Source organism: Streptomyces sp. NPDC032126, assembly GCF_055580085.1.
This window is the reverse complement of record NZ_JBVIMA010000001.1, coordinates 1,090,485-1,116,918: the sequence shown is the minus strand read 5'-3', so window position 1 is coordinate 1,116,918 and position 26,434 is coordinate 1,090,485. Positions and strand designations below refer to the sequence as shown.

The window sequence follows — 26,434 nt, the reverse complement described above, 5'->3', positions numbered from 1 at the left end:
TCACCTGCCCGGTCGCCGTGCGGGTGCGGGCCCGGCCGGGGGCGCGTTGGCTGCCCTTGAGGGCGCACGGGCGTACCCGATCCCCGGCGGCGCAAGGGATGTACCGCCGACCGTGCCGCCGGAGGACCGCCCATGCGCAACGCTCGTACTCTCGTCCGTTCGGGACTCACCGCGGCGGCCGCCGCCGCGCTCCCCCTCGCCCTGACCGGCCATCCGGCCGCCGCTCAGACGGGGATCTCGGTGAGTACCACCGGCTCCACCGTGTCGGTGGTGACCAGCGCCTGCTCGCAGATCAACGGCTCCTGGGGCACCGCGTCGCTGCTCAACGGCAGCCAGGCGAACTTCGCCCAGGGCCGTCAGGTCGCCCTGTCGGGGACGGCCGTCAGCCAGTCCGCCGCCTGGTCGGGCGTCAGCCCGGGCACCTACACGGTCGTCGTGATGTGCTCCAACGGGATCGTCGCCGGCACCCAGTCGGTGATCGTCTCCAGTGCCCCCACCCCGACGATCACCCCGACGGCCTCGGCCTCGCGCGGTGTGATGGGCGGCGCGGGCGGCGCGATCAAGGACTACGGGACGGTCACGATGGCGGCGGGCGGTGCGCTGGTCGGCGCGGGCGTCATCGCGGCGGCCTGGTTCCTGCGCCGCCGCTCGAAGCCGTACCGCCTCTGACCGATCGGCGGCCGCCCACGCCGTGCCGGTCGTCCACGACCGTCAGTCCTCCAGTGCGGCGAACTCCTCCAGGGCGTGGGTCAGCCACCGGGTCCAGAAGGTCTCCAGGTCGATGCCCGCCCGCAGCACGAGATGCCGCAGCCGGTCCTCGCGGGTGTCCCGGCCGGGCGGGAAGTCGCGCTGCTCGATCTCCTGATACTCGGCCAACTGCCGCAGGTGCAGGTCGAGATGGCGTCGCAGATCGGCTTCGAGCCCGGTGCCGCCGACCACGGCCGCGGCGCGCAGCCTGAGCAGCAGCGGGTCGCGGTGCGGCTTGGGGTCCTGCGCCGCGGAGGTCCAGCGCTCCAGCTCCGCCCGGCCCGCGGGCAGGACCTCGTAGCTCTTCTTCTGCCCGCGGGCCGGCTGCTCGCCCGGCAGCGCCCGGATGAGGCCGTCGGCCTCCAGTTTTCCCAGCTCGCGATAGATCTGCTGGTGCGTCGCCGACCAGAAGTACCCGATCGACCGGTCGAACCGGCGGGTCAGCTCCAGCCCCGACGACGGCTTTTCGAGCAGGGCGGTGAGGATCGCGTGCGGGAGTGACATGCGCTCATCCTAGGGAGGGCGGTCAGAGGGCGGCCGCGACCTCGGTGCCCTGCTTGATGGCGCGCTTGGCGTCCAGTTCGGCGGCCACGTCGGCGCCTCCGACGAGGTGGACGTCGCGGCCGGCGGCGACCAGCTCCTCGTAGAGGTCGCGGCGCGGCTCCTGCCCGGTGCACAGCACGATGGTGTCGACCTCCAGGACCGTGCTCTCGCCGCCGACGGTGATGTGCAGTCCGGCGTCGTCGATCCGGTCGTAGCTGACGCCCGGGACCATGGTGACGCCGCGGTGCTTGAGTTCGGTGCGGTGGATCCAGCCGGTGGTCTTGCCGAGTCCGGCGCCGACCTTGCTGGTCTTGCGCTGGAGCAGATGGACGGTGCGCGGCGGGGCGGGCCGCTCGGGGGCGGTGAGGCCGCCCGGCGCGGTGTAGTCCATGTCGACGCCCCAGGCGCGGAAGTACGTGGCGGGGTCCTCGCTCGCCTTGTCGCCGCTGTCGGTGAGGTACTCGGCGACGTCGAAGCCGATGCCGCCGGCGCCGAGGACGGCCACGCGTTCGCCGACGGGGGCGCCGTCGCGCAGGACGTCGAGGTAGCCGACGACGCTCGGGTGGTCCACCCCCGGGATGTCGGGGGTGCGCGGGGTGACGCCGGTGGCGACGACGACCTCGTCGTAGTCGGCCAGATCCCCCGCTTCCACGAAGATGTCCAGGCGTACGTCGACACCGTGGGCGGTGAGCTGGTGGCGGAAGTAGCGCAGGGTCTCGTCGAACTCCTGCTTGCCGGGGACCTTGCGGGCGACGTTGAGCTGGCCGCCGATCTCGCTCGCGGCGTCGAACAGGGTGACGTCGTGGCCGCGTTCGGCGGCGGCGACCGCGCAGGCGAGGCCGGCCGGTCCGGCGCCGACGACGGCGACGCGCTTCTTGCGCCGGGTCGGGGAGAGCACCAGCTCGGTCTCGTGGCAGGCGCGCGGGTTGACCAGGCAGGAGGTGATCTGAAGGCTGAAGGTGTGGTCCAGGCAGGCCTGGTTGCAGCCGATGCAGGTGTTGATGGCCTCGGGGCGGCCCTCGGCGGCCTTGTTGACGAACGCGGCGTCGGCCAGCATCGGGCGGGCCATCGACACCATGTCCGCGGTGCCCTCGGCGAGCAACTGCTCGGCCAGTTCGGGGGTGTTGATGCGGTTGGTGGTCACCAGCGGGATGGCCACCTCGCCCATCAGCCGCTTGGTGACCCAGGTGTAGGCGCCGCGCGGCACGGAGGTGGCGATGGTGGGGATACGGGCCTCGTGCCAGCCGATGCCGGTGTTGATGATGGTGGCGCCGGCCGCCTCGACCGCCCGGGCGAGGGTGATCACCTCGTCGAGAGTGGAGCCGCCGGGCACGAGGTCGAGCATGGACAGCCGGTAGATGATGATGAAGTCCTCACCGACGGCCTCGCGGACCCGCCGCACGATCTCCACCGGGAAGCGCATGCGGTTCTCGTAGGAGCCGCCCCAGCGGTCGGTGCGCTGGTTGGTCTGCAGGGCGATGAACTCGTTGATGAGGTAGCCCTCGGAGCCCATGATCTCGACGCCGTCGTAGCCGGCGGAGCGGGCGAGGCGGGCGGCGTTCGCGTAGTCGTCGATGGTGCGCTCGACCTCGGCGTCGGTCAGCTCCCGGGGCGGGAAGGGACTGATCGGCGCCTGGAGGGGGCTGGGGGCGACCAGGTCCTGGTGGTAGGCGTACCGGCCGAAGTGCAGGATCTGCATCGCGATGCGGCCGCCCTCGCGGTGCACGGCGTCGGTGACCTGCCGGTGCTGCTCGGCCTCCGCCTCGGTGGTCATCCGGGCGCCGCCCGGGTAGGGCCGGCCCTCGTCGTTCGGCGCGATGCCGCCGGTGACGATGAGGCCCACGCCGCCGCGCGCCCGTTCGGCGTAGAAGGCCGCCATCCGCTCGAAGCCCCGCTCGGCCTCCTCCAGGCCGACGTGCATCGAGCCCATGAGGACGCGGTTGGGCAGCGTGGTGAAGCCCAGGTCGAGTGGGCTCAGCAGGTGGGGGTAACGGCTCATCGGGGCAGCCCTCCGTGCGCGGCGGTCGTCACCTCCTGTTCTAGAGGACCGCACACGGTTTATGCAACTAGTTGCAAAAGGGCATCGGGGAATTCAGGGGTGATGTGCCGCACTCACCTGCTCTCACCTGCTCTCCAGGAGCACATGCAGCTCCCGCTCCTGGTCCCCGGAGGCCGAGGAGAGGTCACGCACGGTGAACAGGGAGTCGAGGGTGGTGCGCAGCCGCTCGATCGCCCAGTAGCCGCCCTGCGCGTCGGCCTCGACGGAGGCGGAGAGGCGGGCGGGCGGCGGGCAGGCGTGGGCGTCGGTGACCTCGAAGGTGCCGAGCCACACCATCGGCCGGGTCTCGTGAAGCTGTTGCGGCACCTCGTCGGGGCCCCGGTCGGACTCGAAGCACGTGCACAGCGCGTCGAACACGATCCGGGCGTCCTCCTTGCTGCATCCGCTGATCTCCAGGGAGACGGGCTCCTCGTGCAGACGCTCACGGTCCATCCTGATCGCTCCTCTCGTGGCGGTCGGCGCGGCGCCGCCCAGGCGGCGACACCGTGCCACTACCCCAGAAAAGCACCACTATCCGGACAGGACCAGCGACGGTCAGCTCTCGGTGAACCGGTACGTCTTGCTGTCGGTCAGCACGCAGAAGCCCGGCGAGATCACGATCACGCGCAGGGTGCCGGAGCGGCGGTCGTAGTCGATGCCCTCCGCCTCGAACGTGCCCGAGCAGCCGCTGCGCAGGGGCAGCTGGCGCAGGGCGGTGACATGGCCGGTGACGTCGGCGGTGCCGTTCGGCGCGGCGGACAGGTCGATCCGGAGCAGGGGCTTGGTGAGGCCGAAGAGGCTGCCCTCCGGGTCGTCGGAGGAGCACAGCAGGGTGGTCGGGCCGGAGAAGTCGCAGCCCTGGACGTCGCGCACGGCGTGGTCGAGGCGGACGTTCGCGACCTGCGGCAGGTTCGCCGACGGCGAGGTGCTCTTGTTGGCGCCGGGGGTCGGGAAGACCTGGAACCGGGTCATGGTGCCCCACTCCCCCGCCAGCATCCACTGGCTGTCCGGGGAGACGGCCACCCAGGAGTTGTTCAGCGCCTCGCCGGAGCCGAGCGCGTGGACGTACTCCGACCAGGCGCCGCCGGGCGCCTGCACGCGGAACATCTTGGCGCTGCCGGAGTCCCGCTGGTACGGCTCGACGTAGTAGCCGTCGTAGGTGGCGTCGGGGTCGCCGACGTGGTTCCAGCCGCGCATCGAGACCCCGATCGGGATGGTACCGATGCCGGTGTAGTGGTTGGGGCTGCCCGCCGGGACCTCGACGGAGGCCAGGCCCTGGCTCTCGGTCAGCGGATCGGCGCGGTCGGAGCCGACCTCGGTCCAGGTGCCGGCCGCGGCGGCGGGGGGTGCCGCGGTGAGGGCGGCGGCCGCGGCGGTGGCCAGCGCGAGGAGGGCGGCACGGGCCGTGTGGCGACGGCGGCGGGCGGGGCGCAGGGGCATGGGCGGACTCCTCGTCGGGGGGGGTGGTGGACGCGCTCGGCGGACAGTCTGGACCGATCGAGTGGTCATGTACAGACCAATCGAAGGACGGGTGATGTCCGGTCGGGGAACGGCGGGCTCCGCCACGCCGGGGCAGGATGGGAACCGGCGCGCAAGGCATGGGAGGAGAAGGTTGAGCGCGGTAGAACAGGGGGAGTCGGCACGGGGGACGTCGTGCCGCGGCAACGTGCGGAGGCGGTGCGCAGCATGAGTTCAGCCGAGGCGGCGCCCGAGAGCGGCGGCCCGATACGGCCCGGCGGCCTGCTGGACGTCCTGAACGTGGCCTCCGTGGTCCTGGACGCCGAGGGGCGCATCGCGCTGTGGAGCCCGCAGGCCGAGGAACTGTTCGGCTACCCCGCGCGCGAGGCGCTCGGCCGGTTCGCGGCGCACGTCATGGTGCACGAGCGGCACGTCGATCTCGTGGTCAAGCTCTTCGCCGACGTCATGGAGACCGGGCAGGGCTGGGCCGGGGCGTTCCCGATCCGCCGCAAGGACGGCACCACCCGTTTGGTCGAGTTCCGCAACATGCGCCTCATGGACGACCGCGGCAACGTCTACGCCCTCGGACTCGCCGCCGACCGGCCCACCCTGCGCCGGGTGGAGCAGGACCTGGCGCTGTCCACGCGGTTGATCTCCCAGTCCCCGGTCGGGCTGGCCGTGCTCAACACCGATCTGCGGTACGTGTCCGTCAACCCCGCGCTGGAGCGCATCGACGGCGTCCCGGCGGCCCGGCACCTCGGGCGGACACTGCGCGAGGTGGTCCCCCTGCTGGACGCCGACGCGCTCCACGAGGCGGCCCGGCGGGTGCTGCGCACGGGGGTGCCGCTGATCGACCGGTCCACGGTGGGCCGCACACCGGCGGACCCCGACGAGGACCACGCCTGTTCGGTGTCGCTGTACCGGCTGGAGGACGCCCGGGGCACCGTGCTGGGCGTGGCCGTCTCCGTCGTGGACGTGACCGACGAGTACCGGGCAGGCGTCGAGGCCGAGGCCGCGCGCCGCCGCCTGGCCCTGATCGCGGACGCCTCGACCCGTATCGGCACCACTCTCGACCTGGAGCGCACGGCTCGTGAGCTGGCCGATGTCGCCGTGCCGGAGCTGGCGGACATCGCCGCGGTGGATCTGCTGGACGCGGTGGTGGCGGGACGGCCGGTGACGCTCGGGCCCTCCTCGCCCGCCGTGATCCGCGCCCTCGCCGTCCGCTCGTACGCGGCGCCGGACGCCCTGGCCGCGGCCGATCCGCCGGGCCAGGTCGCCCGCTACGGGCCCGACCGGCTGGTCACCGAGTGCGTACGGGCGGGGCGGCCCGTCATGGTGCCCGAGGTCACCCACGAGGACCTCCAGCGCATCGCCCGGTCACCGGAGGCGGCGGGGCTGCTGGCCCGCGCGGGCGTCCACTCGTATCTGGCGGTCCCGCTCATCGCGCGCGGCGAGGTGCTCGGTGCCCTCGACCTCAAGCGGACGGGCAATCCGGAACCCTTCGCCCGGGACGATCTGCTGCTGGCCCGGGAACTGGCGGCCCGCGCCGCGGTGCAGATCGACAACGCGCGCTGGTACCAGAACGCCCGCACGGCCGCGCTCACCCTCCAGCGCAGCCTGCTGCCCAGCCATCCGCCGGTGACCGGCGGCCTGGAGGTGGCCTCCCGCTATCAGCCGGCCGGCGCGACCACCGAGGTGGGCGGTGACTGGTTCGACGTGATCCCGCTGGAGGGCGAGCGCACCGCGCTGGTCGTCGGCGACGTGATGGGCAGCGGCATCGACGCGGCCGCGACGATGGGGCGGCTGCGCACCGCGACGACCACGCTGGCCTCCCTCGGCCTGGACCCGGCCGTGCTCCTGGAGCACCTGGACCGCATCACCTCCGGCCTCGACCACTCCATCGCCACCTGCGTCTACGTCGTCCACGACCCCGAGGCGGCCCAGTGCCGGATCGCCAACGCGGGACATCTGCCGCCGGTGCGGCTGCGGCCGGGGCGGCCCCCCGAGCTGCTCGACCTGCCCACCGGGGCACCGCTCGGCGTCGGCGGGGTGCCGTTCTCCACGACGACCGTCGACTTCGCTCCCGGCGACCGGCTGGTGCTCTACACCGACGGGCTGGTGGAGACGCGCCGGCACTCCCTGGACGAGCGGCTGGACGCCCTGCTCGCCCTCCTGGACGGCCCGGCGCGCCCGCTGGAGGAGCTGTGCGACCTCCTGCTGCGCACCCTGCACCACCCCGACAACCACGACGACGTGGCCCTGCTGGTGGCCCGGGCCCGCGACTGACCCGATTCACAGGCTTTCGTTATCGGTTCCTTACCGCGCCTTTCGGACAATCACAGAGAGGCGTGCAGCCCTGCCGCCGGGCGCCGAGGAGAGTGAGCCCGATGCACGGACCGGAGCAGCGACACCAGGGGGACGGCATCCCGCCCGGGACGGGCGAGATCCTCAGCGGGCCCGGCGGGCCCGAACGCGAGCGGGCCACCGTGCGCGAGCTGTGGCGGCGCCGCTCGGCCCGCGGCAGAGCCGTCGTCGCGGCGACGACGGTCGCCGTGCTGGCCCTGGGCGGCACCGTCGCCTACGCCGCGACCTCGGGGAACTCCGGCAGCGGCACACCGTCGGCGCCCGCCTCCCCTTCGGCGCCCACCTCCCCGGACGACGGGCCCGGCTTCCGGCACGGGCCCGGGATGTGGTTCGGCCTGGGCGGCGCCGGGGTGCACGGCGAGGCCACCATGAAGGACCCCGACTCGGGCGACTGGATCGTACGGACGTGGCAGCGCGGCACCGTCGAGAAGGCGGACGGCGACCAGGTCACCGTCAAGAGCGAGGACGGCGCCTCGTGGACCTGGACGGTGGGCCCGGACACCCCCGTCCGCACCGACGGCGGCCGGGACTCCGGCGCGGACGCCCTCAAGAAGGGCGACACGGTCCTGCTCGCGGGCACCCGCTCCGGCGACACCAGGACGGCCGACCGCGTGCTCTCCGGCGACTTCGACAAGTCCGACCGCTGGGCGCCCGACGAGCACGACGGCCGCCCCGGCCCGGATCACCGGCACCACTGGTGGAACGAGGACGGCACACCCTCGCCCGCCCCGTCCGGCAGCGGCGCCCGGACCTGAGCAGCGGTCAGCTCCTGGTGCCGATCACGACCTGGGCGCCCAGCTCCTCGTCGACGGCGAGCGTCGCGGCGAGACCGGCGCGGGTGAACTCCTCGACGGCGTACGGCGCCTGACGCTCACTCGTCTCGACGAGGAGGCAGCCGCCCGGCGCCAGCCACCGCGGCGCCCCGGCGGCCACCCGGCGCAGGGCGTCCAGGCCGTCGTCGCCGCCGTCCAGGGCGGTCAGCGGTTCGTGGTCGCGGGCCTCGGGCGGCAGCAGGGCGACCTCGCGGGTGGGGACGTACGGCACATTGGCGGCGAGGAGGTCGATCCGGCCGCGCAGCCGCTCCGGAAGCGCGGCGAAGAGGTCACCGGCGTGCACCTGGCCGCCGTAGGGGGCGAGGTTGCCGCGGGCGCAGCGCACGGCGGCCGGGTCGAGGTCGGCGGCGTGCAGTTCGGCCGGGGCGAGCGCGGCACCCAGGGCGGCGCCGACCGCGCCCGAGCCGCAGCACAGGTCCACGACGACGGACGCGTGCGGGGCGCGGGCGAGGGCGTTGTCGACGAGGAACTCCGTGCGGCGGCGGGGCACGAAGACACCGGGCCCGACGGTGATGCGCAGACCGTGGAACGCGGCCCAGCCGACGACGTGTTCGAGCGGCAGACCGCCCGCGCGGCGCTCGACCATGGCGGTGAGCTCGTCGGGCGTACGCGCGGCGGCGAGGATCAGCTCCGCCTCGTCCTCGGCGAAGACACAGCCGGCGGCCCGCAGGGCGGCGACGACGGCGTCCCGTGACGGCGACGACGGGGAGGACGGCAGAGGCGACGACGAAGTCGACGCGGAAGGGCACGGGGAGGACGCGGCGGGGGGCCGGAAGGACGACGAGTACGGCGAAGGCTGCGAAGAGGGCGAAGACTGCGAAGACATCGAAGGCATGGAGAACCGAGGGCCTTATCCGAGGGCGATGGGCGCTCGTGGCCGCCTACGGGCGGCGGTCCGCGCCGACCCGAGGTGAGAGCACCCGACCTGACACTGCGGTAATGGGTCCCACCTCCTCGGTCGTACACGACGGCGGCACGTCCGCGGTCGGATCGTCACCCTACCCCAGCGGCTCAGACACCGACGGTCTCCTCGACCTCCTCCTCGGCCTCCTCCGCCTCCCGGGACGCGGGGACGGGCGCGGCGGCGGCGCGGGAGCGCTCGTGGAGGGCGGCGATCGCGGTCGTGGCGAGGCCGAGCACGAGCCAGACGAGCAGGGTCGCGGTGCTGCGGCCGAGGCCGTCACCGCCGAAGTAGAGCAGGCCGCGGGCGCCCTCGACGAAGCCGGCGCCGTTCCAGAAGGCGTGCAGGGTGCCGAAGAAGCCGTTCTGCAGCTCGGGGCGGAACAGCCCGCCGGAGCTGGTGAAGTTGAGCATCACGAACAGCACCATCAGGGTGAGGGTGGTCCAGCGCTTGAGGAAGGTGTGCAGGCCGACGCCGAGGAAGAGGATGCCCGCGGAGTAGAGCCAGGCCAGGCCCCACACCCCGGCGAGGTCGTGGTGGGCGAGGTGGAACACGGGGCCGGCGAGCAGCGCGCCGATGCCGCTGACGACGACGGAGACGCCGAGGGTGAGCAGGGCGCGCGACCGCATCGGCAGTTCGCCGCCGGCGGCGCCGAGGACGGCGACGGAGGCGTAGGAGCCGATGCTGACGGCGATCAGCAGGAAGAACAGGCCCTGTCCGGTGGGGTCGTCGGCGACGGGCCGGGCCACGTCGGTGACCTCCAGGGGGACGCCCTGCCGCTCGGCGACGGGCGTGAAGACCCTCTCCACGGCCGTGGCCCCCATGTCGGAGGCGGCGGTGGCGACGACGAGCTCGGGGTGGGCGCCGGGCACGTAGGCGCCGGTGATGTGACGGGACGTCAGCAGGTCGACCGCGTCGGCGCGGGTGGCGACGGTACGGACGTCGAGGCCGTCCCCGGCCGCGTCCTTGAGGGTCTGCGCGAGGACCTTGGCCTCGGGGCCGGCGCCGACGACGGCGACGGGCAGGTGGTTCGGCTCCGGGGTCACGAACGCCCCCATGTACGCGAGGCCCATGCCGAGGCACATCAGCAGCGGGGTGATCAGGTGCGTGAGCACATGACGCAGCGCCGGGGACTTCATCGGGGTCTCCCATCCGAGCAGTTGCCAGTAGTTGGCATATACAACTTTCACTTCAAGTTGTACTATACAACTAGCAGCGCGGAGGAGGCCCCATGAGGACGGACGAGGTGACCGAGGAGACAGCGGGCGAGGAGCCGGCGGTGGAGGTCATCCAGCGCGAGATGACGGCCTTCGCCCGGCGGGCGCGCGCGTCGGCGGGGCGACTGCACCCCGAGCTGTCCCTGGTGTCGTACACGCTCCTCGGCCACCTGGAGGAGAGCGGCGGCTGCCGGGCCACCGACCTGGCCGCGCACTACGCCCTGGACAAGTCGACGGTCAGCCGTCAGGTCGCCGCGCTGGAGCGCACCGGCCTGATCGAGCGGCGCGTGGACCCCGAGGACCACCGGGTCCACGTCCTGCACCTCACCGGCGCGGGCCGCCGCATCCTCGCCCAGGTCACCGAGAGCCGCCGCGCGGCGTTCCGGGAGAGGCTCGCCGACTGGTCGGCGGAGGATCTGGAGCGGTTCGCCGCGTATCTCGTGCGCTACAACGCGTGGGCGGCCGACGACGACTGACCGGGCCGGCCCGGTCAGGCCACGCCGACCGCTTCCCTCCCCTCCCCCAGCCGCTGCGGCGTCCGGGCCGCCAGGAAGGCGGTTCTGCGGCGCAGGCGGAAGCCGAGGGACTCATAGAGGCGGATGGCGCCCGTGTTGGTGGCGGAGGCGTGCAGGAAGGGGGTCTCGCCGCGGGCGCGGATGCCATGGGCCACGGCGAGGATCAGCCGGGTGGCCAGGCCCTCGCCGCGATGGGCCGGGTCGGTGCAGACCGCGCTGATCTCGGTGAAGCCCGGCGGGTGGAGGCGTTCGCCGGCCATGGCGATCAGCCTGCCGTCACGGCGCAGGCCCAGATAGGTGCCCATGTCGACGGTGCGGGGCAGGAAGGGGCCGGGGCGGGTGCGTTCGACCAGGTCGAGCATCTCGGGGACGTCCGCGGGCCCGAGGAGCACCGCCTCCGGATCGGGCGCGGCGGCCAGACCGGCGTCGACGAGCTGCACGCCCTCCATCCGGAAGGTGACCTCCCAGCCCTCCGGCACCTCACCCCGGAACCCCGGCAGCGGCACCTCGGCGCCGGGCCCGGCGAGCGCCGCCAGATCGGCCCAGTCCCGCGCGTCCGGCGCGTCGGGAAGGGCGAGCCACGGGGACATGTCGAGCGGGTACCGCAGCACCCGCCCCCGCCGCTCGGCGAAACGCGCGTGCGGACCGGTGAGACTGGCGAGGGCGGGATTGTCCAGCACGCTCTCGGCATCAGGGGGCGACGGGGCTTCGCCGCGCGCCGGCCCCGGAGCGGCCGGCAGCCCGCTCACCCCACCGTGACCCCCACCGCTCGCCGCTGTCACGACCTCTCCGCCTTCCCCGCGCTCCACGTCCACGCGCCCTCTCTCCTCGCTCCCGGTCAAGCTGCCGCCACCACCCTCGCTCGCGCTCATGCCGCTGTCGCCACCTCGATCACGATCTTGCCGCGGGCGTGGCCCGCCTCGACCTCGCGGAGGGCCTCGCCGGCTCGTTCCAGGGGGTACGTGCCCGTCACCAGCGGGTCCAGGTCGCCGCGCACCACGAGCCGCGCCACCGCCTCCAGGACGGCCGCGGTGCGGGCGCGGGCCACCCGCGCGCCGCCGAGCCGTTCCACCGCGTTCTGCGGGGCGCCGGCGGTGACCAGCTTCGCGCGGTCGGTCAGCAGGTCGGCGGCAGCCGTGAGCACCGCGCCGCCGACCAGGTCGTACACCCCGTCGATCCCGTCCGGAGCGGCCGCCGAGCGGGCTCGTCGCGCCCAGTCGGGCCCGGACAGCACATGGACGGCGCCCAGCGACTCCACGAGGTCCTTCTTCGCCACGCTCGTCACGCCGAGCACGCGCAGCCCCGCGCTGCGGGCGATCTGGAGCGCGGCGACGCCGACCCCGCCGCCCGCTCCGGTGACCAGCAGCGTCGCCCCGGCGGGCAGATCCAGCTGGCGGATCCCGTCGTAGGCGGTCGCGGCGGCGACGGGCAGGGTCGCCGCGTCGATGAAGGACAGCCCGGCCGGCTTGTGGGCGGCGATGCCCGCGGGGAGCAGCGCGTACTCGGCGTACGCACCGGACACCGCCGTACCGAAGACCTCGTCACCGGGGGCGAAGCCCGTGACGCCCGCGCCGATCTCCTCGACGACCCCCGCGACCTCGTTGCCGAGCACCGACGGGAACACCCGGTCCCCGCTCTCGCCGGGGCGCCGGTAGCCCGTGCGCTGCTTCCAGTCGACGGGGTTCACCCCTGCCGCGCGGACGGCGACCAGCAGCCTGCCGGGGCCCGGGCGGGGCCGGTCGACGTCGATCAGCCTCTCGGTCTCCGGTCCGCCGTACCGCGTGAACACGTACGCCTTGGGCATCGCTCCGCCTCTCCTCATCGCTCACGCCGGCCCCTCATCGCTCACGCCGGGCTCGCGAGCGGCCGTCATCACAGGCCAAGGGGCGCGCGCGGGACGCTATTCCCGGCCCGCCGGAGAGTTCATACGGCTGTCACGATCGCGGAGCCCTGCTGGTCGGGGCACCTCGCACGGGCACGTACGGTGGAACGCGTCAGCAATCACCCCCGTCCGGCTGGATCGACATGAACGTCACCCGAGGCTTCACCGGGCGCCCCCGCGTCCCCGACCCGGGCCTGCCGCCCGGCCAGTACGACGCGGGCGACGACTGGCCCGTCCTGTCCGCGGAGGTGACGCCCGAGCTGACGCCCGACGACTGGACCTTCCGCGTCGACGGCCTTGTCGAGCAGCCGCAGACCTGGACCTGGGAGCAGGCGCGCGCGCTGCCCGCGTCGGCGTACGAGGGCGACATCCACTGCGTGACCAGCTGGTCGAAGTTCGGGGTGCGGTTCGGGGGCGTGTCGCTGGACGCGTTCCTGGCGGCGGTGCGGCCCGAGGCGTCCGCCACCCACGCCGTGGCGTACGCGCACACCGGCTACACCACGAACCTCCCGCTCGCGGACCTCACCGGCGGCCGCGCCTGGATCGCGTTCGAGTACGACGGCCGCCCGCTGCCGCCCGAGCACGGCGGCCCGGCACGGCTGCTGGTGCCGCACCTGTACTTCTGGAAGAGCGCCAAGTGGATCGCCGGCATCCGGATCCTCGACCATGACGAGCCGGGTTTCTGGGAGCAGAACGGCTATCACGCGCGGGGCAACCCCTGGGAGGAGCAGAGGTACTCCGGTGACTGACACCTTCACGCCCCCGACCCGGTTCGCCGTGCCCGGCCGCATCGCCGTGAGCGAGCCGACGGCGACGGTGTGGCAGACGGCCACGGTCACCGAGATCCGTCGTGAGACCCCGCGCGCGGCCACCTTCCGCCTGGCGGTGCCCGGGTGGCCCGGGCATGTGCCCGGCCAGCATCTGATGCTGCGGCTGACCGCCGAGGACGGCTACACCGCCCAGCGGCACTACTCGATCGCCTCCGCGCCGGACGACTCCGGACACATCGAACTGACCCTGGACCACGTCGACGGGGGCGAGGTCTCCGGCTGGTTCCACGAGGTCGCCCGGCCCGGCGACCGGGTCGAGGTACGGGGGCCGGTGAGCGGCTTCTTCGCGTGGCCCGGGGACCGCCCCGCGCTGCTGATCGGCGCGGGCTCCGGGGTCGTCCCCCTGATGTCGATGGTCCGCGCCCACCGCGCCCGCGGCCTGGACATACCCCTGCGCCTGCTGGTGTCCGCGCGCAGCCCGGAGGACCTGATCTACGCGAGGGAGTACGGCACGGAGACCACCCCGGTCTACACCCGCCACGCCCCCGAGGGCACCCCGGTCGGCCGCCTCTCCCCCACCCACCTGACCCCCCTGTTCACCACCCCGCCGAAGACCGGCTGGGAGGCCTACATCTGCGGCTCCAACGCTTTCGCGGAACACGCGTCCCGCCTCTTGGTGGCAGCCGGCCAGCCGGTGAACCGCATCAGAATCGAACGCTTCGGCTGAGGGGGCGGGGGTCCGGGCCGACCCCACCCCCCTCACGCGCCCCCAACTCCGCCCACCCACCATGAACGACCACCGCGATTCGGGGTACCCAAAGACCGTGGCACTCCTTGTGCGGCGAGGAGGTCGGCATGCGTACCCGCGTACGGGGCTGGCGCTGGCGGAACAGCCCGCTCAGGCGCCGCTCGGATGTCGTCGAGGCCTGGACGGCACTGGTGGTGACCGTCCTGCTCCTGGTGGGGGCGCCGCTGGCCGGCGCACTGGCCGGGCGCTGGGCCCACGAGGACGCCCGCTCGGTGGCCGTGGCCCAGCGGGCGGACCGCCACAAGGTGCGGGCCGAGGTCGTCGGCCGTGTCCCCACCCCACCGCCCACGGTGCAGGGCGGCCGTGAGCAGACGGTCCCGGTGACCGTGCGCTGGCACGAGCCGGGCGGGGCCGCGCGCACGGCGACGGCCCCGGTGCCGACGGGCACCCGGACGGGCGCGACGGTGGACGTGTGGATCGATGGCCAGGGCCGCGGGGCTGCCCCGCCGCCGAGTGACGCGACGGTGTGGCAGCGCACCCTGACCATCGCGACGTGCGCGGCGGTCGGCACGGCCGGTGCGGTGCTGCTCGGCCACACGCTGGTGCGCAGGGTCGCCCTGTGGCACCGGCTGAGCGAATGGGAGCGCGAGTGGGCCCGCACGGAACCGGAGTGGACCCGGCGCCAGGGCGCATGACCACGGGCCCGCAGCGCGGCGCGCGGGGGTGCGCGAAAGGGTCTGGAAAGCGCTCCCACCCGCACGTACGGTGTGCTTGTTCGCACGGGAACTCAACAAAGGCGGTCCTGTATGGCCCTGTTCGACCTGTCCCTCGACGAACTCCACGAGTACCGCAGCGAATCCCCGGATCCGGAGGACTTCGACGCCTTCTGGTCCAAGACGCTGGCCGAGACGCGCGAGCACGACCTCGACGCCCGCTTCGAGCCGGTCGACACCGGACTGAGCACCGTCCAGGTGTTCGATGTGACGTTCGCCGGGTTCGGCGGTCACCCGGTCAAGGGCTGGCTGACCCTGCCGGCCGCCGCGCGGGAGCCGCTGCCGCTGGTCGTGGAGTTCGTCGGATACGGCGGCGGGCGCGGGCTGCCGCACGAGCATCTGCTGTGGGCCTCGACCGGCCGGGCCCACTTCGTCATGGACACCCGTGGCCAGGGCAGCGCCTGGGGCGGGGGCGGCGGCACGGCCGACCCCGTGGGCGGCGCGCCGTCGTACCCCGGTTTCATGACGCGCGGACTCGACGCGCCCGAGAACTACTACTACCGCCGGGTGTTCACGGACGGGGTGCGCGCGGTGGAGGCGGCCCGTTCGCACCCGCTGACCGACGCCTCGCGGACCGCGCTGACGGGCGGGAGTCAGGGCGGCGGCATCACGATCGCCGTGGGCGGGCTGGTGCCGGACCTGGTGGCGGTCGCCCCGGACGTGCCGTTCCTGTGCGACTTCCCGCGTGCCGTGACGCTGACGGACCGTCACCCCTACCGGGAGATCGGCCTGTTCCTCAAGACGCACCGCGGCCGCACCGAGGACGTGCTGCGCACGCTGTCCTACTTCGACGGCGTGCATTTCGCCGCGCGCGGCTCGGCGCCCGCGCTCTTCTCGGCGGCCCTGGAGGACCAGACCTGCCCGCCGTCGACGGTCTTCGCCGCGTTCAACGCCTGGGGGCACGAGGACAAGAGGATCGAGGTCTACGACTTCAACGACCACGAGGGCGGCGGCCCCTTCCAGCAGGCCGAGCAACTGCGCTGGCTGAGCGCGTACGCCTGAGGCGTTCGGCCCCCGCCGGACCCCGCCGGGGCGCGGTGACGCGGTCGGGGCGTTCGGTTTCGGCCGATCGCTCCGGCCACCCTTCCCATGTGGTTTAGACCAATGCTAGATCTGGTGGCGCACCGAGCACGCACGGATACGGCACGTCACCACAGGAGGCGCGCGGCATGGCCCGCAGCATCCCCCGGGAACACCCGGACACCGAACACCCGGACACCGCCCACCCCGACGACCGGCCCCTCTACTGGCGGATCGCGACGCAGCTGCTCGACCAGCTGCGGGACGGCACCGTCCCACCCGGCGCACGGCTGCCGGGCGAGCGCCGGCTGGCGGAGCGCTTCGGGGTCAGCAGGGACACCGTACGGCAGGCGCTGGAGATGCTGCGCCGGGACGGTCTGCTCGGGACCGACCGGCGCGGCAGTCACGCCGCGCTGCCCGGTACCCCGGTCGGCACCCCGTCCTTCCTCGCCTTCCCGGTCGGCGCCCGGGCCGAGGACCCGGTGGCCGTGGACCGGACCACCGTCAGCTGGGAACCGCCCCCGCCCGGGCACGCGGAGGCCCTGGGTCTCGCCCCGCACCGGCCGACGCTGGTGCACCGCTACGAGTCGCCCGGCACGGACGGGCGGGGCCGGCGCACCGCCGTGACGTCGTTCTCGGCCGTCGCGCTCGCCGAGGTCGAGGAGCTGGCCCGCTACCGCGACCGCACCGACACCGCCCACGCGCCCCAACTGCGGCGCGCCTACGACTGGATGCGCCGCGCGGGCCTCACCCTGCACCACCACGACTCGATCACCCTCCCCCACGGCCCCGAGGGCAGGGACGGCACGACCGGCACCGGCGCGCCCTCGATGCGGGTGACCCGCCGCGTGCACGACCAGTTCGCCCGCCCGCTGGAGATCACCGACCTGGTGCTGGACACCCGACAGGGCGCGCTGGTCTACGAGTTCACCCTGCCGTCGGCCGGCTGACCGACGGACGGCACCCGGGCCAGGACCAGCCGGACGCGTGGGCTTCCGTCGCCGCGCCGCCCGAACTCGGGCAGCGCCCGGAGGTCCACGCGGAACCCGGCGCGCTCCAACTCCCGCCGTACGTCGCCGAGTCGGAAGGCCCGGTAGTACATGACGAACGGCGGCCGCCACAGGGCGTTGCGCACCCGCATCACCGCGTCGAAGCCGAGCAGCATCCAGTACGCGGGGGCGGTCGGCCGGGGCGGGGCGAGCACGGGGAAGGCGAAGGTGCCGCCCGGGCGCAGGACCGAGCGCACCTGGGCGAACAGGCCCGGCAGTTCACGGGGCAGGAAGTGGCCGAACGCCCCGAAGCTCACGGCGAGATCGAAGGCGGGCGTGAAGGGCAGCGCGCGGACGTCCGCCCGGACCCAGGACACGCGCGGCCCGCTGATATCGGTGCGCTTGCGGGCCTCGGCCAGCATCCCGGCGCTGAAGTCGACGCCGGTGACACCGCGCCGGCACAGCCGGGCGAGCACGTCCATCCCGGCGCCCGTCCCGCAGCACAGGTCCAGCCCGTCGTCGTAGGGCCCCGTCGGCTCCAGCGCGGCGGCGACGGCGTCCAGGACGGAGTCGGGGGTGCGGAACGGGGTGTGGTCGAACTTGGGGGCGAGCAGGTCGTAGCCGCGCTCGACGGACGACAGCGCCTGGACGGCGAGTTCGCGCAGGCTCGGGCCTTCGGGGCTGAACATCCGTCTCACCCTAGGGCAACACGCTGCCGCACCACGGCCAGGGCCCGCTCGCACCAGCGCAGGTTCTCCTCCTCGAAGCCGATCCCGGCCATGAGGGTGAGATACGGGCCGACCCGGTCGGTCTCGCGCAGGTACTCCTCCTCGGTGCGGCCGCCGAGAAGCCGCTCGCGCACCCGCTCGTAGCGATCCAGCTTGCCGCGCGACCAGCTCATACGCTCCTCGATCAGCTCCCGGGTGATCTCCGGGTCCACCGCGTCCCCGGCCTGGATCTTGATCAGGAGTTCGTCGCGGATGGCGGTGGGCCTGCGGGGCGGGGCGGCGGCGAAGGCGCGCAGATCGGCGCGGCCGGTCTCGGTGAGGGTGAACATCCGCTTGTTGGGCCGCCGTTCCTGCTGCACCACCCGGGCCTCGATCAGGCCGTCCTGCGCGAGCCGCTCCAGCTCGCGGTAGAGCTGCTGCGGGGTCGCGGGCCAGAAGTTCGCGAGCGAGACGTCGAAGATCTTGGACAGCTCGTAGCCCGATGCCTCGCCCTCCAGGAGGGCGGCCAGAACGGCGTACTTGAGAGACATGTGGACACGGTAACAGCAGGTGATTATTCTCAGGCTCGCCTATTAAATTATTTGAGTAAGGGTGAGGTGAACCGATGCGCGCGTTCCGCGAGGCGGTCGAGGCCGGGGACATGGACGCCGTCGAGGCGCTGCTGGCCGAGGACGTCGTCTTCACCAGCCCGGTGGTGTTCAAGGCGTACGAGGGCAAGGCGATCACGGCCGCGATCCTGCGCGGCGTGACCCGCGTCTTCGAGGACTTCCACTACGTCCGGGAGCTCGCCGGCGCCGACGGCCGCGACCACGCGCTGGTGTTCGCGACCCGGGTGGGCGAACGGGAGCTGACGGGCTGCGACTTCATCCACCTCGACGAGGAGGGCCGTATCGACGAACTCACCGTCATGGTCCGCCCGTTGTCCGGGGCGCAGGCGCTGGCCGCGGCCATGGGGGCACAGTTCGACGAGATCCTGAAGGAGGCGCAGGCCCGGTCCGCCGGCTGAGAACCGTCAGGTCAGGGGCTGGGCGCGCCTCAGCCGGGGAGGGGCCCTTCACTGACCGGCGTCACGAGATGTCGAGAATCGCCTTGCCCCGCAGCGTGCGGTCGCTCAGGGCGCGTACCGCGTCCGCGATCTTCTCCCAGGGGCCGCGCCAGCCGACCGGGACCCGCAGCCGGCCACCGTCCACGAGGGTGAGCAGGCGCGTCAGCTGGGCGTTGCGGTCGGTGAGGCCGCCGCCGTTGTAGACCGACACGATGCTGCGGGGCGCGATGCTGCCCAGCGTCGACCCGACCGGGAGCACCGACTCCCGCCCGGCGGCCCAGCCCACGCTCTGCAGACTGCCGCCCGGCGCCAGCAGGCCGTAGGCGGCGACGAGTTGGTCCCCGCCGACGGTGTCCACCACGACGTCCACCGGCGCGTCCACCGCGTCGACGCCCGCCACGACCTCGTCCGCGCCCAGCTCGCCCACCCAGCGCCGCCCGTCCTCGGCACCGGCCACCCCCACGACGTACGCCCCGCCGAGCGCCGCCAGCTGGACGGCGAACCCGCCGACCCCGCCCGACGCCCCGGTGACCAGCACCCGGCGCCCCAGCAGCGGCCCCGCCTGCTCCAGCGCCCGCAGCGCGGTCCCCGCGGCGACCGGCAGGGCCGCGGCCTCCCCGAGGTCCACGCCCGCCGGGACCACCGCCACATCGGCGACGTCCATCGCCCGCAGGGCGCCGAAACCGCCTCCGGTGCCGAAGCCGACGACCCGGCTGCCCACCTCGGGTCCGCCGCCGTCCGGCGCGGCGGCCACCACCACGCCCGCCGCGTCATAGCCCAGCACCTCGCCGGGCCCGGCCTGCTCGGCGAAGTACAGTTCGGCGGCGTTCAGCGAGGTGTGCCGCACCTCCACCAGCACCTGCCCGGGGCCCGGAACCGGGTCCGGGGCCTCCCCGAGCCGCAGCCGTCCGGGTGCCTCGGGGTCCACGATCAGTGCGCGCATGGTCTGCCCTTCCGTCGTCAGGTGATCCGCCGTGCGTCCTACGCGCAACCAGCGCCGGGGCCGATCCCTTCCCGCGCGCGCGACGGGAACCGACGGGACATCGGCGGGGAATGGCGAGGAATGGCGAGGAATCGGCGGGAACAACTGCGGTCGCCGGCGCGTTCTCCCCTACGAAGCGGTGCAGCGGTGCTACGCTGCCATCAGCACTTGTGCACGCCCCGTCGTGGGCGCCGGTGCTGTTCTTCTCTCTCTTCACCCTTGCGTTCGACCTCGCGTCCGACGAAGGTCCGGTCGATCTCGTCCCCTACGCAGGCGCTCTTCCGGTACCGCCCGCGCGGTGCAACTCACCGCACCGGCCGTGCCGTTCCCGCCGCCGGCAGGCCCGCCCGTGAGGAACTCGCCCACGGCCGCCCGCCCTTCGCGGCTTCCCCTTCCCCTCGCATGTCACATGCCCGCCGTCCTCGAAAGGACCGCCCCCGATGACCACCACACTCGAACACCCCCCTGTCCAGGAGCAGCCCCCGGCCCGGATCGTCACCGGCGTCCTCGACGTCGACGGCGGCGGGAAGGGACATCTGCGCTCCCCCGACTGCCTGCCCTCCCCCACCGACCCCGCCGTCCCCCCGGCGCTGATCCGCCGTCACGGCCTGCGCAAGGGCGACCTCGTGGAAGGCGTGCTCGGCGGCCGCCGCGCACTGACCGACATCACCCGCGTCGAGGGCCGCGCACCGGACGCACCGCACGGCCGCCGGCACTTCCGCGACCTCACCCCCCTGCACCCCGGCGAGCGACTGCGCCTGGAACACCCGGCCGCCGGCCTCGCCGGACGCGTCATCGATCTGCTCGCGCCCGTCGGCAAGGGGCAGCGCGGACTGCTCGTCGCCCCGCCCAAGGCCGGCAAGACCGTACTGCTCCAGCAGATCGCCGCCGCCGTCGCCGGCAACCACCCCGAGTGCCGGCTGATGGTGGTCCTCCTCGACGAACGCCCCGAGGAGGTCACCGACATGCGCCGCTCGGTGCGCGGCGAGGTCTACGCCTCGACGTTCGACCGGGCGCCGGGACAGCACATCGCGCTCGCCGAACTCGTCGTCGAGCGGGCCAAGCGGCTCGTCGAGGCGGGCGAGGACGTCGTGATCCTGCTCGACTCGCTGACCCGGCTGTGCCGAGCGCACAACAACGCGGCCGCCGCCGGGGGCCGCACCCTGAGCGGCGGGGTCGACGCGACCGCGCTGCTCGGTCCCAAGCGGTTCTTCGGCGCCGCGCGGGCCGTCGAGGAGGGCGGCTCGCTCACCATCCTCGCCACCGCCCTGGTCGAAACCGGTTCCCGCGCCGACGACTTCTTCTTCGAGGAGCTGAAGAGCACCGGCAACATGGAGCTGCGCCTGGACCGCGAGCCCGCCTCCCGGCGCGTCTTCCCCGCCGTCGACATCACCACCTCCGGCACCCGCCGCGAGGAACTGCTTCTCTCCCCGGCCGAGTTGACCGCGACACGCGGACTGCGCCGGGCGCTCGGGTCCCGCGACGGCCACACCGGTCTGGAGACCCTGCTGGAGCGGATGCGGGCGACTCCCGACAACGCGACCTTCCTGCGCCGCGTCCAGCCCACCCTGCCGTCCGGCTGAGGGCCGGGCATCCTTCGGCGCCGTTCTCCCATCCCTTCGTCGGGGCACCGTAGACCTTCGGGGGACGGCAGGGCCCACCCGCGCTCGGCACAGTGACCGTATGGATGAGACCAAGGGGATCAGCCGGGCACGGTTCCTGGCCGGTATGGCGTCGACCGGGCTCGCGGCGGCGCTGCTGCCGGCCGGCGCGGCGGGAGCGACGGGCCGCGCGACGGGAGCGACGGGCGCCTCGGCGTCGACGGCGGACGGGCCGTCCCCGACGGCCACCGGCGCGGCCCGGCCCGCTCACGGGCGGCACGGGCTGTGTCACCGGGGCGTCGTCTACACCGTCGGCGAGGGCGAGACGCCCGGCACCGCCTTCAGCCGCGACCGGATGCGCGCCGACCTCCGGGTGATCCGCGACGAGTTGCACGCCGACACCGTCGACGTCACCGGCGACGGCGTGGAACGCCTCACGACCACCGCCGCCGAGGCGGCCGAACGCGGACTGCACGTCTGGCTCCAGCCCACCCTCGGCGACGTACCGGAGCGGGACGTCCTGGAACACCTGGCCGAGACCGGCCGGTTCGCCGAGCGGCTGCGCCGGCAGGGCGCGAGCGTCGACTTCAGCGTGGGCTGCGAGTTCTGGCTGTTCGTGCCGGGCATCGTCCCCGGCGACACGGCCGTGGAACGGATCAGGAACCTGCTCTCCGGCAGCGTCGACCCCGTCGCGATGCAGCGCCGTCTCGACCGGTTCACGGCGAGGGCGGCGGCGGTCGGCCGCTCCGTCTTCCACGGCCGGCTGGGGTACGCCGCCGCCCAGGACGACACCGTCGACTGGCGGCTGTTCGACATCGTGGGCATCGACTACTACGCCTCCCACCCGCGCCCCGTCGACCACCTCCGCGCCCTGCGCCGCTACCTGCGTTGGGGCAAGCCGCTGGCCATCACGGAGTTCGGCACCTGTGCCTACGTCGGGGCCCCCGAGACGGCGGGCATGGGCTGGGACGTGGTCGACGACTCCAAGAACCCGCCGGAGATCAAGGGGCACCTGGTGCGCAGCGAACGCACCCAGGCCGACTACGTGGCGGGGCTGGTGGACGTCTTCGCGTCCCTGAACCTCTACGCGGCGATGGCGTTCGAGTTCGTCACGCCGGACGCCCCGCACCGGCCCGGTGACCCGCTGCACGACCTCGACATGGCGAGCTACGGCCTCGTGAAGCCCCTCAAGGACCGCCCGGACGACCCGTCCTCCGACTGGCACTGGGAGCCCAAGGAGGCGTTCCACGCGCTGGCCGGACGGTACGCGCGGCTCGCCCGGACGCACGGCGGGTGAAGCCATCCGGGTGCTCGCGGGCGGTGTACGGCACGGGCAGCGCGGCGCCGGGCATGACCGTTCCTACGTTTGACCATATGACGATCGGATTTTCCTCTCGGATCCTCTCCTCCCGGGCCGCCGCCTCGGCCTGCGTGGTGTGCGTCGCCGGCGCCCTGGCCCTGGGACCCGCCGACGCCCTGGCCCTGGCCCTGGCCCCCGCCACGGCCGCCGCCCCGGCGGGCCCCACCCCCGCCGGGACCGGCGCCGGCGGGCCGGGCGCGCCGGGCGGGCCCGCGGCCACGCCCGCTTCCTCGCTGCTGCACCGCCCCGGCACCCAGGTCCGCCCGCACCGCCGGGCGCCGCAGGTCCCGGACGTCTCCGCGCTGTCGTGGCTGGTGGCCGACGCCGGGACCGGTGAGGTGCTGGCCGCCGCGAACGCGCACCGCAGGCTGCCGCCCGCCAGCACCCTCAAGACGCTGTTCGCGCTCACCGTGCTGCCCGGCCTGCCGGCCGGCGTCCAGCACGAGGTGACCGAGCGGGAGCTGTCCGGGATCGGCGACGGCAGCAGCCTCGTCGGCGTGGCGGCCGGACGCACCTACAGCGTCGCCGACCTGTGGCGCGGGGTGTTCCTCAACTCCGGCAACGACGCCGTGCACGTCCTGGCCGCCCTCAACGGCGGCTGGCACACGACCGCCCTGCGCATGCAGGCCACGGCGCACGCCCTGGGCGCGCTCGACACGCGCGTGCTGTCGCCCGACGGCTACGACACGCCCGGGCAGGTGTCGTCGGCGTACGACCTGGCGGTGTTCGGCCGGGCGGGGCTGCGCAACGCCGAGTTCGCGCGGTACTGCGGCACGGCCGTGGCGAGCTTCCCGGGGGCGAGCGGAGGGTCGTACGAGATCGCGAACACCAATCGGCTGCTGACCGGCGCGGACGGCGTCGAGCCCTACCCGGGGCTGATCGGCGTCAAGAACGGCTACACCACCAACGCGGGCAACACCCTGGTGGCCGCCGCCCGCCGGGGCGGACGCACCCTCGTCGTCACCGTGATGCACCCTCGCTCCGGCGGGCGTTTCGCCGTCTACGAGGAGGCGCGGGCGCTGCTCGACTGGGGGTTCGCGGCCGCCGGGCGGGTCGATCCGGTGGGCTCGCTGGACGCGTTGCGGGCGCGGCCGCGTCCCGGCCCGCCGGCGCTGCCGGTCGTCGCCTCCGTCGCCGCCCCCGCCGCGGCCGACGGACCCGGCGGCGGGCCGGGGCTGACCGACGTGCTGCTGATCGCGGGCGCCGCCGGGCTGGGCGCGGCGGCCGTCGCGTTCGGGCTGCGGCTGCGGCCCCGCCGCTCGGCGGGCACCTGATCGACGGGCAGCCACAGCAGCAGCCCGAGGGTGATCCAGGTGTAGGCGTTGCTGCCGACGAAGCCGTCGACGCCGGAGGCGTCGTGGAACCACAGCCACACCACGCTGGTGCACAGCACCGCGTACAGGGCGCCCGCGACGCGGGGGTGTCCGGCGCGGACCAGCACGGCGAAGGACGGCAGCAGCCACACCAGGTGGTGCACCCAGGTGATGGGGCTGACCAGACAGGCCGTCAGGCCGGTGAGGGCGAACGCCGCGTGCCAGTTCCCGGTGGCCGCGGCGCGCCGGGCCCGCACCGCCCACACGCCCAGCGCGCAGAGGACGAGCACCGCCCAGACGGCCCGGCTCTCCACACCGAGCCGGGCCAGGACGCCCTGCAGCGACTGGTTGGAGACGTAGTCCAGGCGGCCCACCCGGGTGGTGTCCCACATCGCCTCGGTCCAGTAGAAGCGTGAGGCGTCCGGGTCGACGAGGGCGGCCAGCGCGGTGGCCCCGGCGGCCACGGCGGTGGCGACCGCGGCCGCGCGACGGCGTCCGGCGAGCAGCAGCAGGCCGATGAAGAGCGCCGGCGTCAGCTTGATCGCCGCCGCGAGACCGATCCCGGCGCCCGCCCGGCGTGCGCGGCCGGTGGTGAGCAGCCAGGCGTCGGTCAGGACCAGGGCCAGCAGCACGACGTTCACCTGGCCGAAGCTGAGGGTGTCGCGCAGCGGTTCGTAGAGGGCCAGGGCGCAGGCGGCGAGGGCGGCGCCGTACCAGCCGTGGCGCCGCCAGGCGGGCCCGGTGAGCACGCGCAAGGCCCAGGCGAGGGCCGCCAGGTTGAGCAGCAGGCAGACCGCGATGGCCGTGCGCAGGCCGAGCAGGGCCATGGGCAGCATGGCGACGGCGGCGAACGGCGGGTAGGTGAAGCCGTACGGCGTGCCCGGCACCCGGTAGTCGTAGAGGCGGCCGCCGTGGTGGATCCAGGTGTCGACGGTGCCGTAGTAGACGCGCAGGTCGAACCAGTCGCGCAGCAGGGGCACGGTCGCGGTGAAGACGGTGACGGCGGCGGCGAGGGCGAGGACCAGCAGCAGGCGGCCGCGGTCGGTGGCGGGCGCGGACACCGGCAGCGGACGGCCTCGGTCGGTGGCGGCCGTTCTCATGCGGTCCTCCCCACGGCCGGGGCCTGGGTGGCGAGGTGGGCCTGCCACAGCACGACCACGGCGAGCGCGCCCCCGGAGACGGCCAGCACCAGCTGGTCGGCGCCGGCCGCTCCGCCGTCGGGCAGCACGGCGAGGGCCAGCACGCCGGCCACGGCGGCCGTCCGGTGCCGTATCGGGGTGTCGGGGGCCGCGGCGGCGATGAGGAACAGACCCCACAGGGCGTACCAGGGGCGGACGGCCGGGCCGAACGCGGCGACCGCGGCGAGGCTCAGCCCGAGCGCGTACACCGGGCGCGGCCGCAGCCGCCACCATATGGCGATCAGCGCGACGGCGGTCACCACGAGGCCGAGCACGTGCCAGGCGGGGACGGCGTACGGGGCGAGGCCGCTGCCGAGGTGTTCCAGCAGGGCGCGGGTGGCGCGGCCGAGGAGGCCGGTGAGCGCCCAGTTGTGCGGGGAGACGGGGGTGCCGAGGGCGCCGATCCAGCCGTATCCGGTGCCGGCGACGGCCGTCGCGGTGACCGTGGTGGCGGCGGACGCGGCCGCCGTCGTCAGCACGGCCGGCAGGGGGCGGCGCCCGGCACGCAGCTGGAGCACCAGGATCGCGGCGAGGCCGAGCGCGGCGGGGGCCTTGACCAGGGCGGCGAGGGTGACCAGCACCGCGCCCAGGGCGGGGCGGCGGCCGAGCGCGGCGACCAGGCCGAGGCCCAGCAGCCCGAGCATGATCGCGTCGTTGTGGGCGCCGGCCACCAGGTGCACCAGGACCAGCGGGTTGAGCACGCCCAGCCACAGCGCGGCGGCCGGGTCGGCGCCGCAGTGCCGGGCCAGCCGGGGCAGGGCGGCCGCCATCAGCGCCACGCCGAGGACGGCCACGGCGCGCATCCCGGCGAGGCCCGCGGGCAGTTCGCCGCGGGTCAGCGCGGACAGCGCGCCGGCGACGGCCAGGAAGACGGGGCCGTAGGGGGCGCCGGTGTGCCGCCACAGCGGGGCGACCTCGTCCGCGAGCGGGCCGCCGAGCCTGGACGGGCCGTGGGCGTAGACGTCGATATGGGCGTCGACCATGGCGCCCTGGGCGAGATAGCTGTAGACGTCCCGGCTGAACAGCGGGGGCGCGAGCAGCAGCGGCGCCGCCCAGACGGCGAGGACGAGCACCAGGGCGCGCGGGCTCGGCGGGGCGCTGCCGCGGACCAGGCGGCCGAGAAGTGCCCAGGCGGCGGTGAGCAGGACCAGCCCGAAGTACACGCCGACCAGGCCGAGGACGGCCTGGGGCGAGGAGGGCGCCAGGAGGTCGCCGGCGGGCAGCGCACCGGCCGTCTCGCCGCCCAGGGCGAGACAGGTGGTGCCGGCCAGGCCCAGCACCTGGCAGCGGCGGAGATCGACGGGAAAAGCCATGGCCAACACTCGGGCATCGTGTCAACGCCGGGTGGCCGGAAAGCGACGCTCCGCCCTCGGGGCGGCGGCCTGCTCGTGACCGCCGTGTGAGCGCGCCGGGCGGCTCCCGAGGGGCA

25 protein-coding genes and 1 pseudogene are annotated in these 26,434 nt (G+C 74.2%); 13 read left to right on the top strand and 13 right to left on the bottom strand.

All coding sequences use genetic code 11. The features are described 5' to 3' along the window. Positions 1-132: 132 nt before the first annotated feature. Positions 133-669, top strand: coding sequence for a hypothetical protein (locus tag ACZ5NW_RS04690; protein WP_468742245.1), 537 nt, complete (start codon positions 133-135; stop codon positions 667-669). A 42-nt stretch (positions 670-711) separates the two neighbouring features. Here the strand turns inward: ACZ5NW_RS04690 and ACZ5NW_RS04685 are convergent, their stop codons facing one another. The 4 genes from ACZ5NW_RS04685 to ACZ5NW_RS04670 form a co-directional block, all read right to left on the bottom strand. Further along, a complete protein-coding gene (locus tag ACZ5NW_RS04685) occupies positions 712-1,251 on the bottom strand; it encodes a PadR family transcriptional regulator (RefSeq protein ID WP_468742244.1) in 540 nt (179 codons plus the stop codon). A 22-nt stretch (positions 1,252-1,273) separates the two neighbouring features. Continuing rightward, positions 1,274-3,289: an FAD-dependent oxidoreductase gene (locus tag ACZ5NW_RS04680; RefSeq protein ID WP_468742243.1), complete on the bottom strand. Its 2,016-nt coding sequence runs from the start codon at positions 3,287-3,289 to the stop codon at positions 1,274-1,276. Between the two features lie 123 nt (positions 3,290-3,412). After that, the gene (locus tag ACZ5NW_RS04675) at positions 3,413-3,781 is read right to left on the bottom strand and encodes a hypothetical protein (protein WP_468742242.1); all 369 of its coding nucleotides are present in this window, start codon (positions 3,779-3,781) and stop codon (positions 3,413-3,415) included. A 102-nt stretch (positions 3,782-3,883) separates the two neighbouring features. Beyond that, positions 3,884-4,768 (bottom strand): hypothetical protein, encoded by an 885-nt coding sequence (locus ACZ5NW_RS04670; protein ID WP_468742241.1) that lies wholly within the window; start codon positions 4,766-4,768, stop codon positions 3,884-3,886. A 246-nt stretch (positions 4,769-5,014) separates the two neighbouring features. Between ACZ5NW_RS04670 and ACZ5NW_RS04665 the strand changes: the two genes are divergently transcribed. Both ACZ5NW_RS04665 and ACZ5NW_RS04660 read left to right on the top strand, forming a co-directional pair. Then, positions 5,015-7,072: a SpoIIE family protein phosphatase gene (locus tag ACZ5NW_RS04665; protein ID WP_468742240.1), complete on the top strand. Its 2,058-nt coding sequence runs from the start codon at positions 5,015-5,017 to the stop codon at positions 7,070-7,072. 101 nt (positions 7,073-7,173) lie between these two features. Beyond that, entirely contained in the window at positions 7,174-7,905 is a 732-nt protein-coding gene (locus ACZ5NW_RS04660) for a hypothetical protein (protein ID WP_468742239.1), read from the top strand. A 7-nt stretch (positions 7,906-7,912) separates the two neighbouring features. On the opposite strand, the gene ACZ5NW_RS04655 is transcribed toward ACZ5NW_RS04660, so the two are convergent. Together ACZ5NW_RS04655 and ACZ5NW_RS04650 are read right to left on the bottom strand one after the other, a co-directional pair. Next, positions 7,913-8,809 carry a putative protein N(5)-glutamine methyltransferase gene (locus ACZ5NW_RS04655; RefSeq protein ID WP_468742238.1) on the bottom strand — a complete coding sequence of 299 codons (897 nt, stop codon included), beginning with the start codon at positions 8,807-8,809 and terminating at the stop codon, positions 7,913-7,915. 185 nt (positions 8,810-8,994) lie between these two features. Continuing rightward, positions 8,995-10,023, bottom strand: coding sequence for an ABC-2 transporter permease (locus ACZ5NW_RS04650; RefSeq protein WP_468742984.1), 1,029 nt, complete (start codon positions 10,021-10,023; stop codon positions 8,995-8,997). A gap of 92 nt (positions 10,024-10,115) precedes the next feature. Here ACZ5NW_RS04650 and ACZ5NW_RS04645 point away from each other — a divergent pair, with 92 nt between their 5' ends. Beyond that, the gene (locus tag ACZ5NW_RS04645; RefSeq protein ID WP_468742237.1) at positions 10,116-10,577 is read left to right on the top strand and encodes a MarR family winged helix-turn-helix transcriptional regulator; all 462 of its coding nucleotides are present in this window, start codon (positions 10,116-10,118) and stop codon (positions 10,575-10,577) included. 14 nt (positions 10,578-10,591) lie between these two features. On the opposite strand, the gene ACZ5NW_RS04640 is transcribed toward ACZ5NW_RS04645, so the two are convergent. Further along, the gene (locus ACZ5NW_RS04640; protein ID WP_468742236.1) at positions 10,592-11,296 is read right to left on the bottom strand and encodes a GNAT family N-acetyltransferase; all 705 of its coding nucleotides are present in this window, start codon (positions 11,294-11,296) and stop codon (positions 10,592-10,594) included. A gap of 188 nt (positions 11,297-11,484) precedes the next feature. Further along, positions 11,485-12,420, bottom strand: a complete 936-nt coding sequence (locus ACZ5NW_RS04635) for an NADP-dependent oxidoreductase (protein WP_468742235.1) — start codon at positions 12,418-12,420, stop codon at positions 11,485-11,487. A gap of 221 nt (positions 12,421-12,641) precedes the next feature. On the opposite strand from ACZ5NW_RS04635, the gene ACZ5NW_RS04630 reads away from it, so the two are divergent. The 5 genes from ACZ5NW_RS04630 (at position 12,642) to ACZ5NW_RS04610 (ending at position 16,759) form a co-directional block, all read left to right on the top strand. Further along, the gene (locus tag ACZ5NW_RS04630) at positions 12,642-13,247 is read left to right on the top strand and encodes a sulfite oxidase-like oxidoreductase (RefSeq protein WP_468742234.1); all 606 of its coding nucleotides are present in this window, start codon (positions 12,642-12,644) and stop codon (positions 13,245-13,247) included. Then, positions 13,240-13,995 (top strand): ferredoxin reductase, encoded by a 756-nt coding sequence (locus ACZ5NW_RS04625; RefSeq protein ID WP_468742233.1) that lies wholly within the window; start codon positions 13,240-13,242, stop codon positions 13,993-13,995. Before ACZ5NW_RS04630 ends, ACZ5NW_RS04625 begins: the two co-directional genes overlap by 8 nt. Before the next feature lie 128 nt (positions 13,996-14,123). Further along, positions 14,124-14,711, top strand: a complete 588-nt coding sequence (locus ACZ5NW_RS04620) for an Rv1733c family protein (protein WP_468742232.1) — start codon at positions 14,124-14,126, stop codon at positions 14,709-14,711. Positions 14,712-14,822: 111 nt separating this feature from the next. Continuing rightward, complete coding sequence (locus tag ACZ5NW_RS04615; protein WP_468742231.1) at positions 14,823-15,791, top strand: acetylxylan esterase; 969 nt, start codon at positions 14,823-14,825, stop codon at positions 15,789-15,791. 167 nt (positions 15,792-15,958) lie between these two features. Further along, positions 15,959-16,759, top strand: coding sequence for a GntR family transcriptional regulator (locus tag ACZ5NW_RS04610; RefSeq protein WP_468742230.1), 801 nt, complete (start codon positions 15,959-15,961; stop codon positions 16,757-16,759). On the opposite strand, the gene ACZ5NW_RS04605 is transcribed toward ACZ5NW_RS04610, so the two are convergent. Then, complete coding sequence (locus ACZ5NW_RS04605; RefSeq protein WP_468742229.1) at positions 16,729-17,487, bottom strand: class I SAM-dependent methyltransferase; 759 nt, start codon at positions 17,485-17,487, stop codon at positions 16,729-16,731. The genes ACZ5NW_RS04610 and ACZ5NW_RS04605 overlap by 31 nt on opposite strands. 5 nt (positions 17,488-17,492) lie before the next feature. Then, entirely contained in the window at positions 17,493-18,056 is a 564-nt protein-coding gene (locus ACZ5NW_RS04600; RefSeq protein ID WP_468742228.1) for a PadR family transcriptional regulator, read from the bottom strand. 74 nt (positions 18,057-18,130) lie between these two features. Here ACZ5NW_RS04600 and ACZ5NW_RS04595 point away from each other — a divergent pair, with 74 nt between their 5' ends. Then, positions 18,131-18,532 carry a nuclear transport factor 2 family protein gene (locus ACZ5NW_RS04595; protein ID WP_468742227.1) on the top strand — a complete coding sequence of 134 codons (402 nt, stop codon included), beginning with the start codon at positions 18,131-18,133 and terminating at the stop codon, positions 18,530-18,532. A 61-nt stretch (positions 18,533-18,593) separates the two neighbouring features. Here ACZ5NW_RS04595 and ACZ5NW_RS04590 read toward each other — a convergent pair whose 3' ends face one another. Beyond that, positions 18,594-19,514: a zinc-binding dehydrogenase gene (locus ACZ5NW_RS04590; protein ID WP_468742226.1), complete on the bottom strand. Its 921-nt coding sequence runs from the start codon at positions 19,512-19,514 to the stop codon at positions 18,594-18,596. A gap of 479 nt (positions 19,515-19,993) precedes the next feature. Here ACZ5NW_RS04590 and rho point away from each other — a divergent pair, with 479 nt between their 5' ends. From rho to ACZ5NW_RS04575, 3 genes and pseudogenes are all read left to right on the top strand, one after another. After that, a complete protein-coding gene (gene rho / locus ACZ5NW_RS04585; protein WP_468742225.1) occupies positions 19,994-21,136 on the top strand; it encodes a transcription termination factor Rho in 1,143 nt (380 codons plus the stop codon). A gap of 100 nt (positions 21,137-21,236) precedes the next feature. After that, positions 21,237-22,451 carry an abortive phage infection protein gene (locus ACZ5NW_RS04580; protein ID WP_468742224.1) on the top strand — a complete coding sequence of 405 codons (1,215 nt, stop codon included), beginning with the start codon at positions 21,237-21,239 and terminating at the stop codon, positions 22,449-22,451. 53 nt (positions 22,452-22,504) lie between these two features. Then, positions 22,505-23,428 (top strand): annotated as a pseudogene (locus tag ACZ5NW_RS04575) (D-alanyl-D-alanine carboxypeptidase family protein); the annotation flags it as partial. An 86-nt stretch (positions 23,429-23,514) separates the two neighbouring features. On the opposite strand, the gene ACZ5NW_RS04570 reads toward ACZ5NW_RS04575, so the two are convergent. Both ACZ5NW_RS04570 and mptB read right to left on the bottom strand, forming a co-directional pair. Then, positions 23,515-24,888, bottom strand: a complete 1,374-nt coding sequence (locus ACZ5NW_RS04570; protein WP_468742983.1) for a glycosyltransferase 87 family protein — start codon at positions 24,886-24,888, stop codon at positions 23,515-23,517. 35 nt (positions 24,889-24,923) lie between these two features. Beyond that, the gene (gene mptB / locus ACZ5NW_RS04565; RefSeq protein ID WP_468742223.1) at positions 24,924-26,318 is read right to left on the bottom strand and encodes a polyprenol phosphomannose-dependent alpha 1,6 mannosyltransferase MptB; all 1,395 of its coding nucleotides are present in this window, start codon (positions 26,316-26,318) and stop codon (positions 24,924-24,926) included. Between the last annotated feature and the right edge of the window lie 116 nt (positions 26,319-26,434).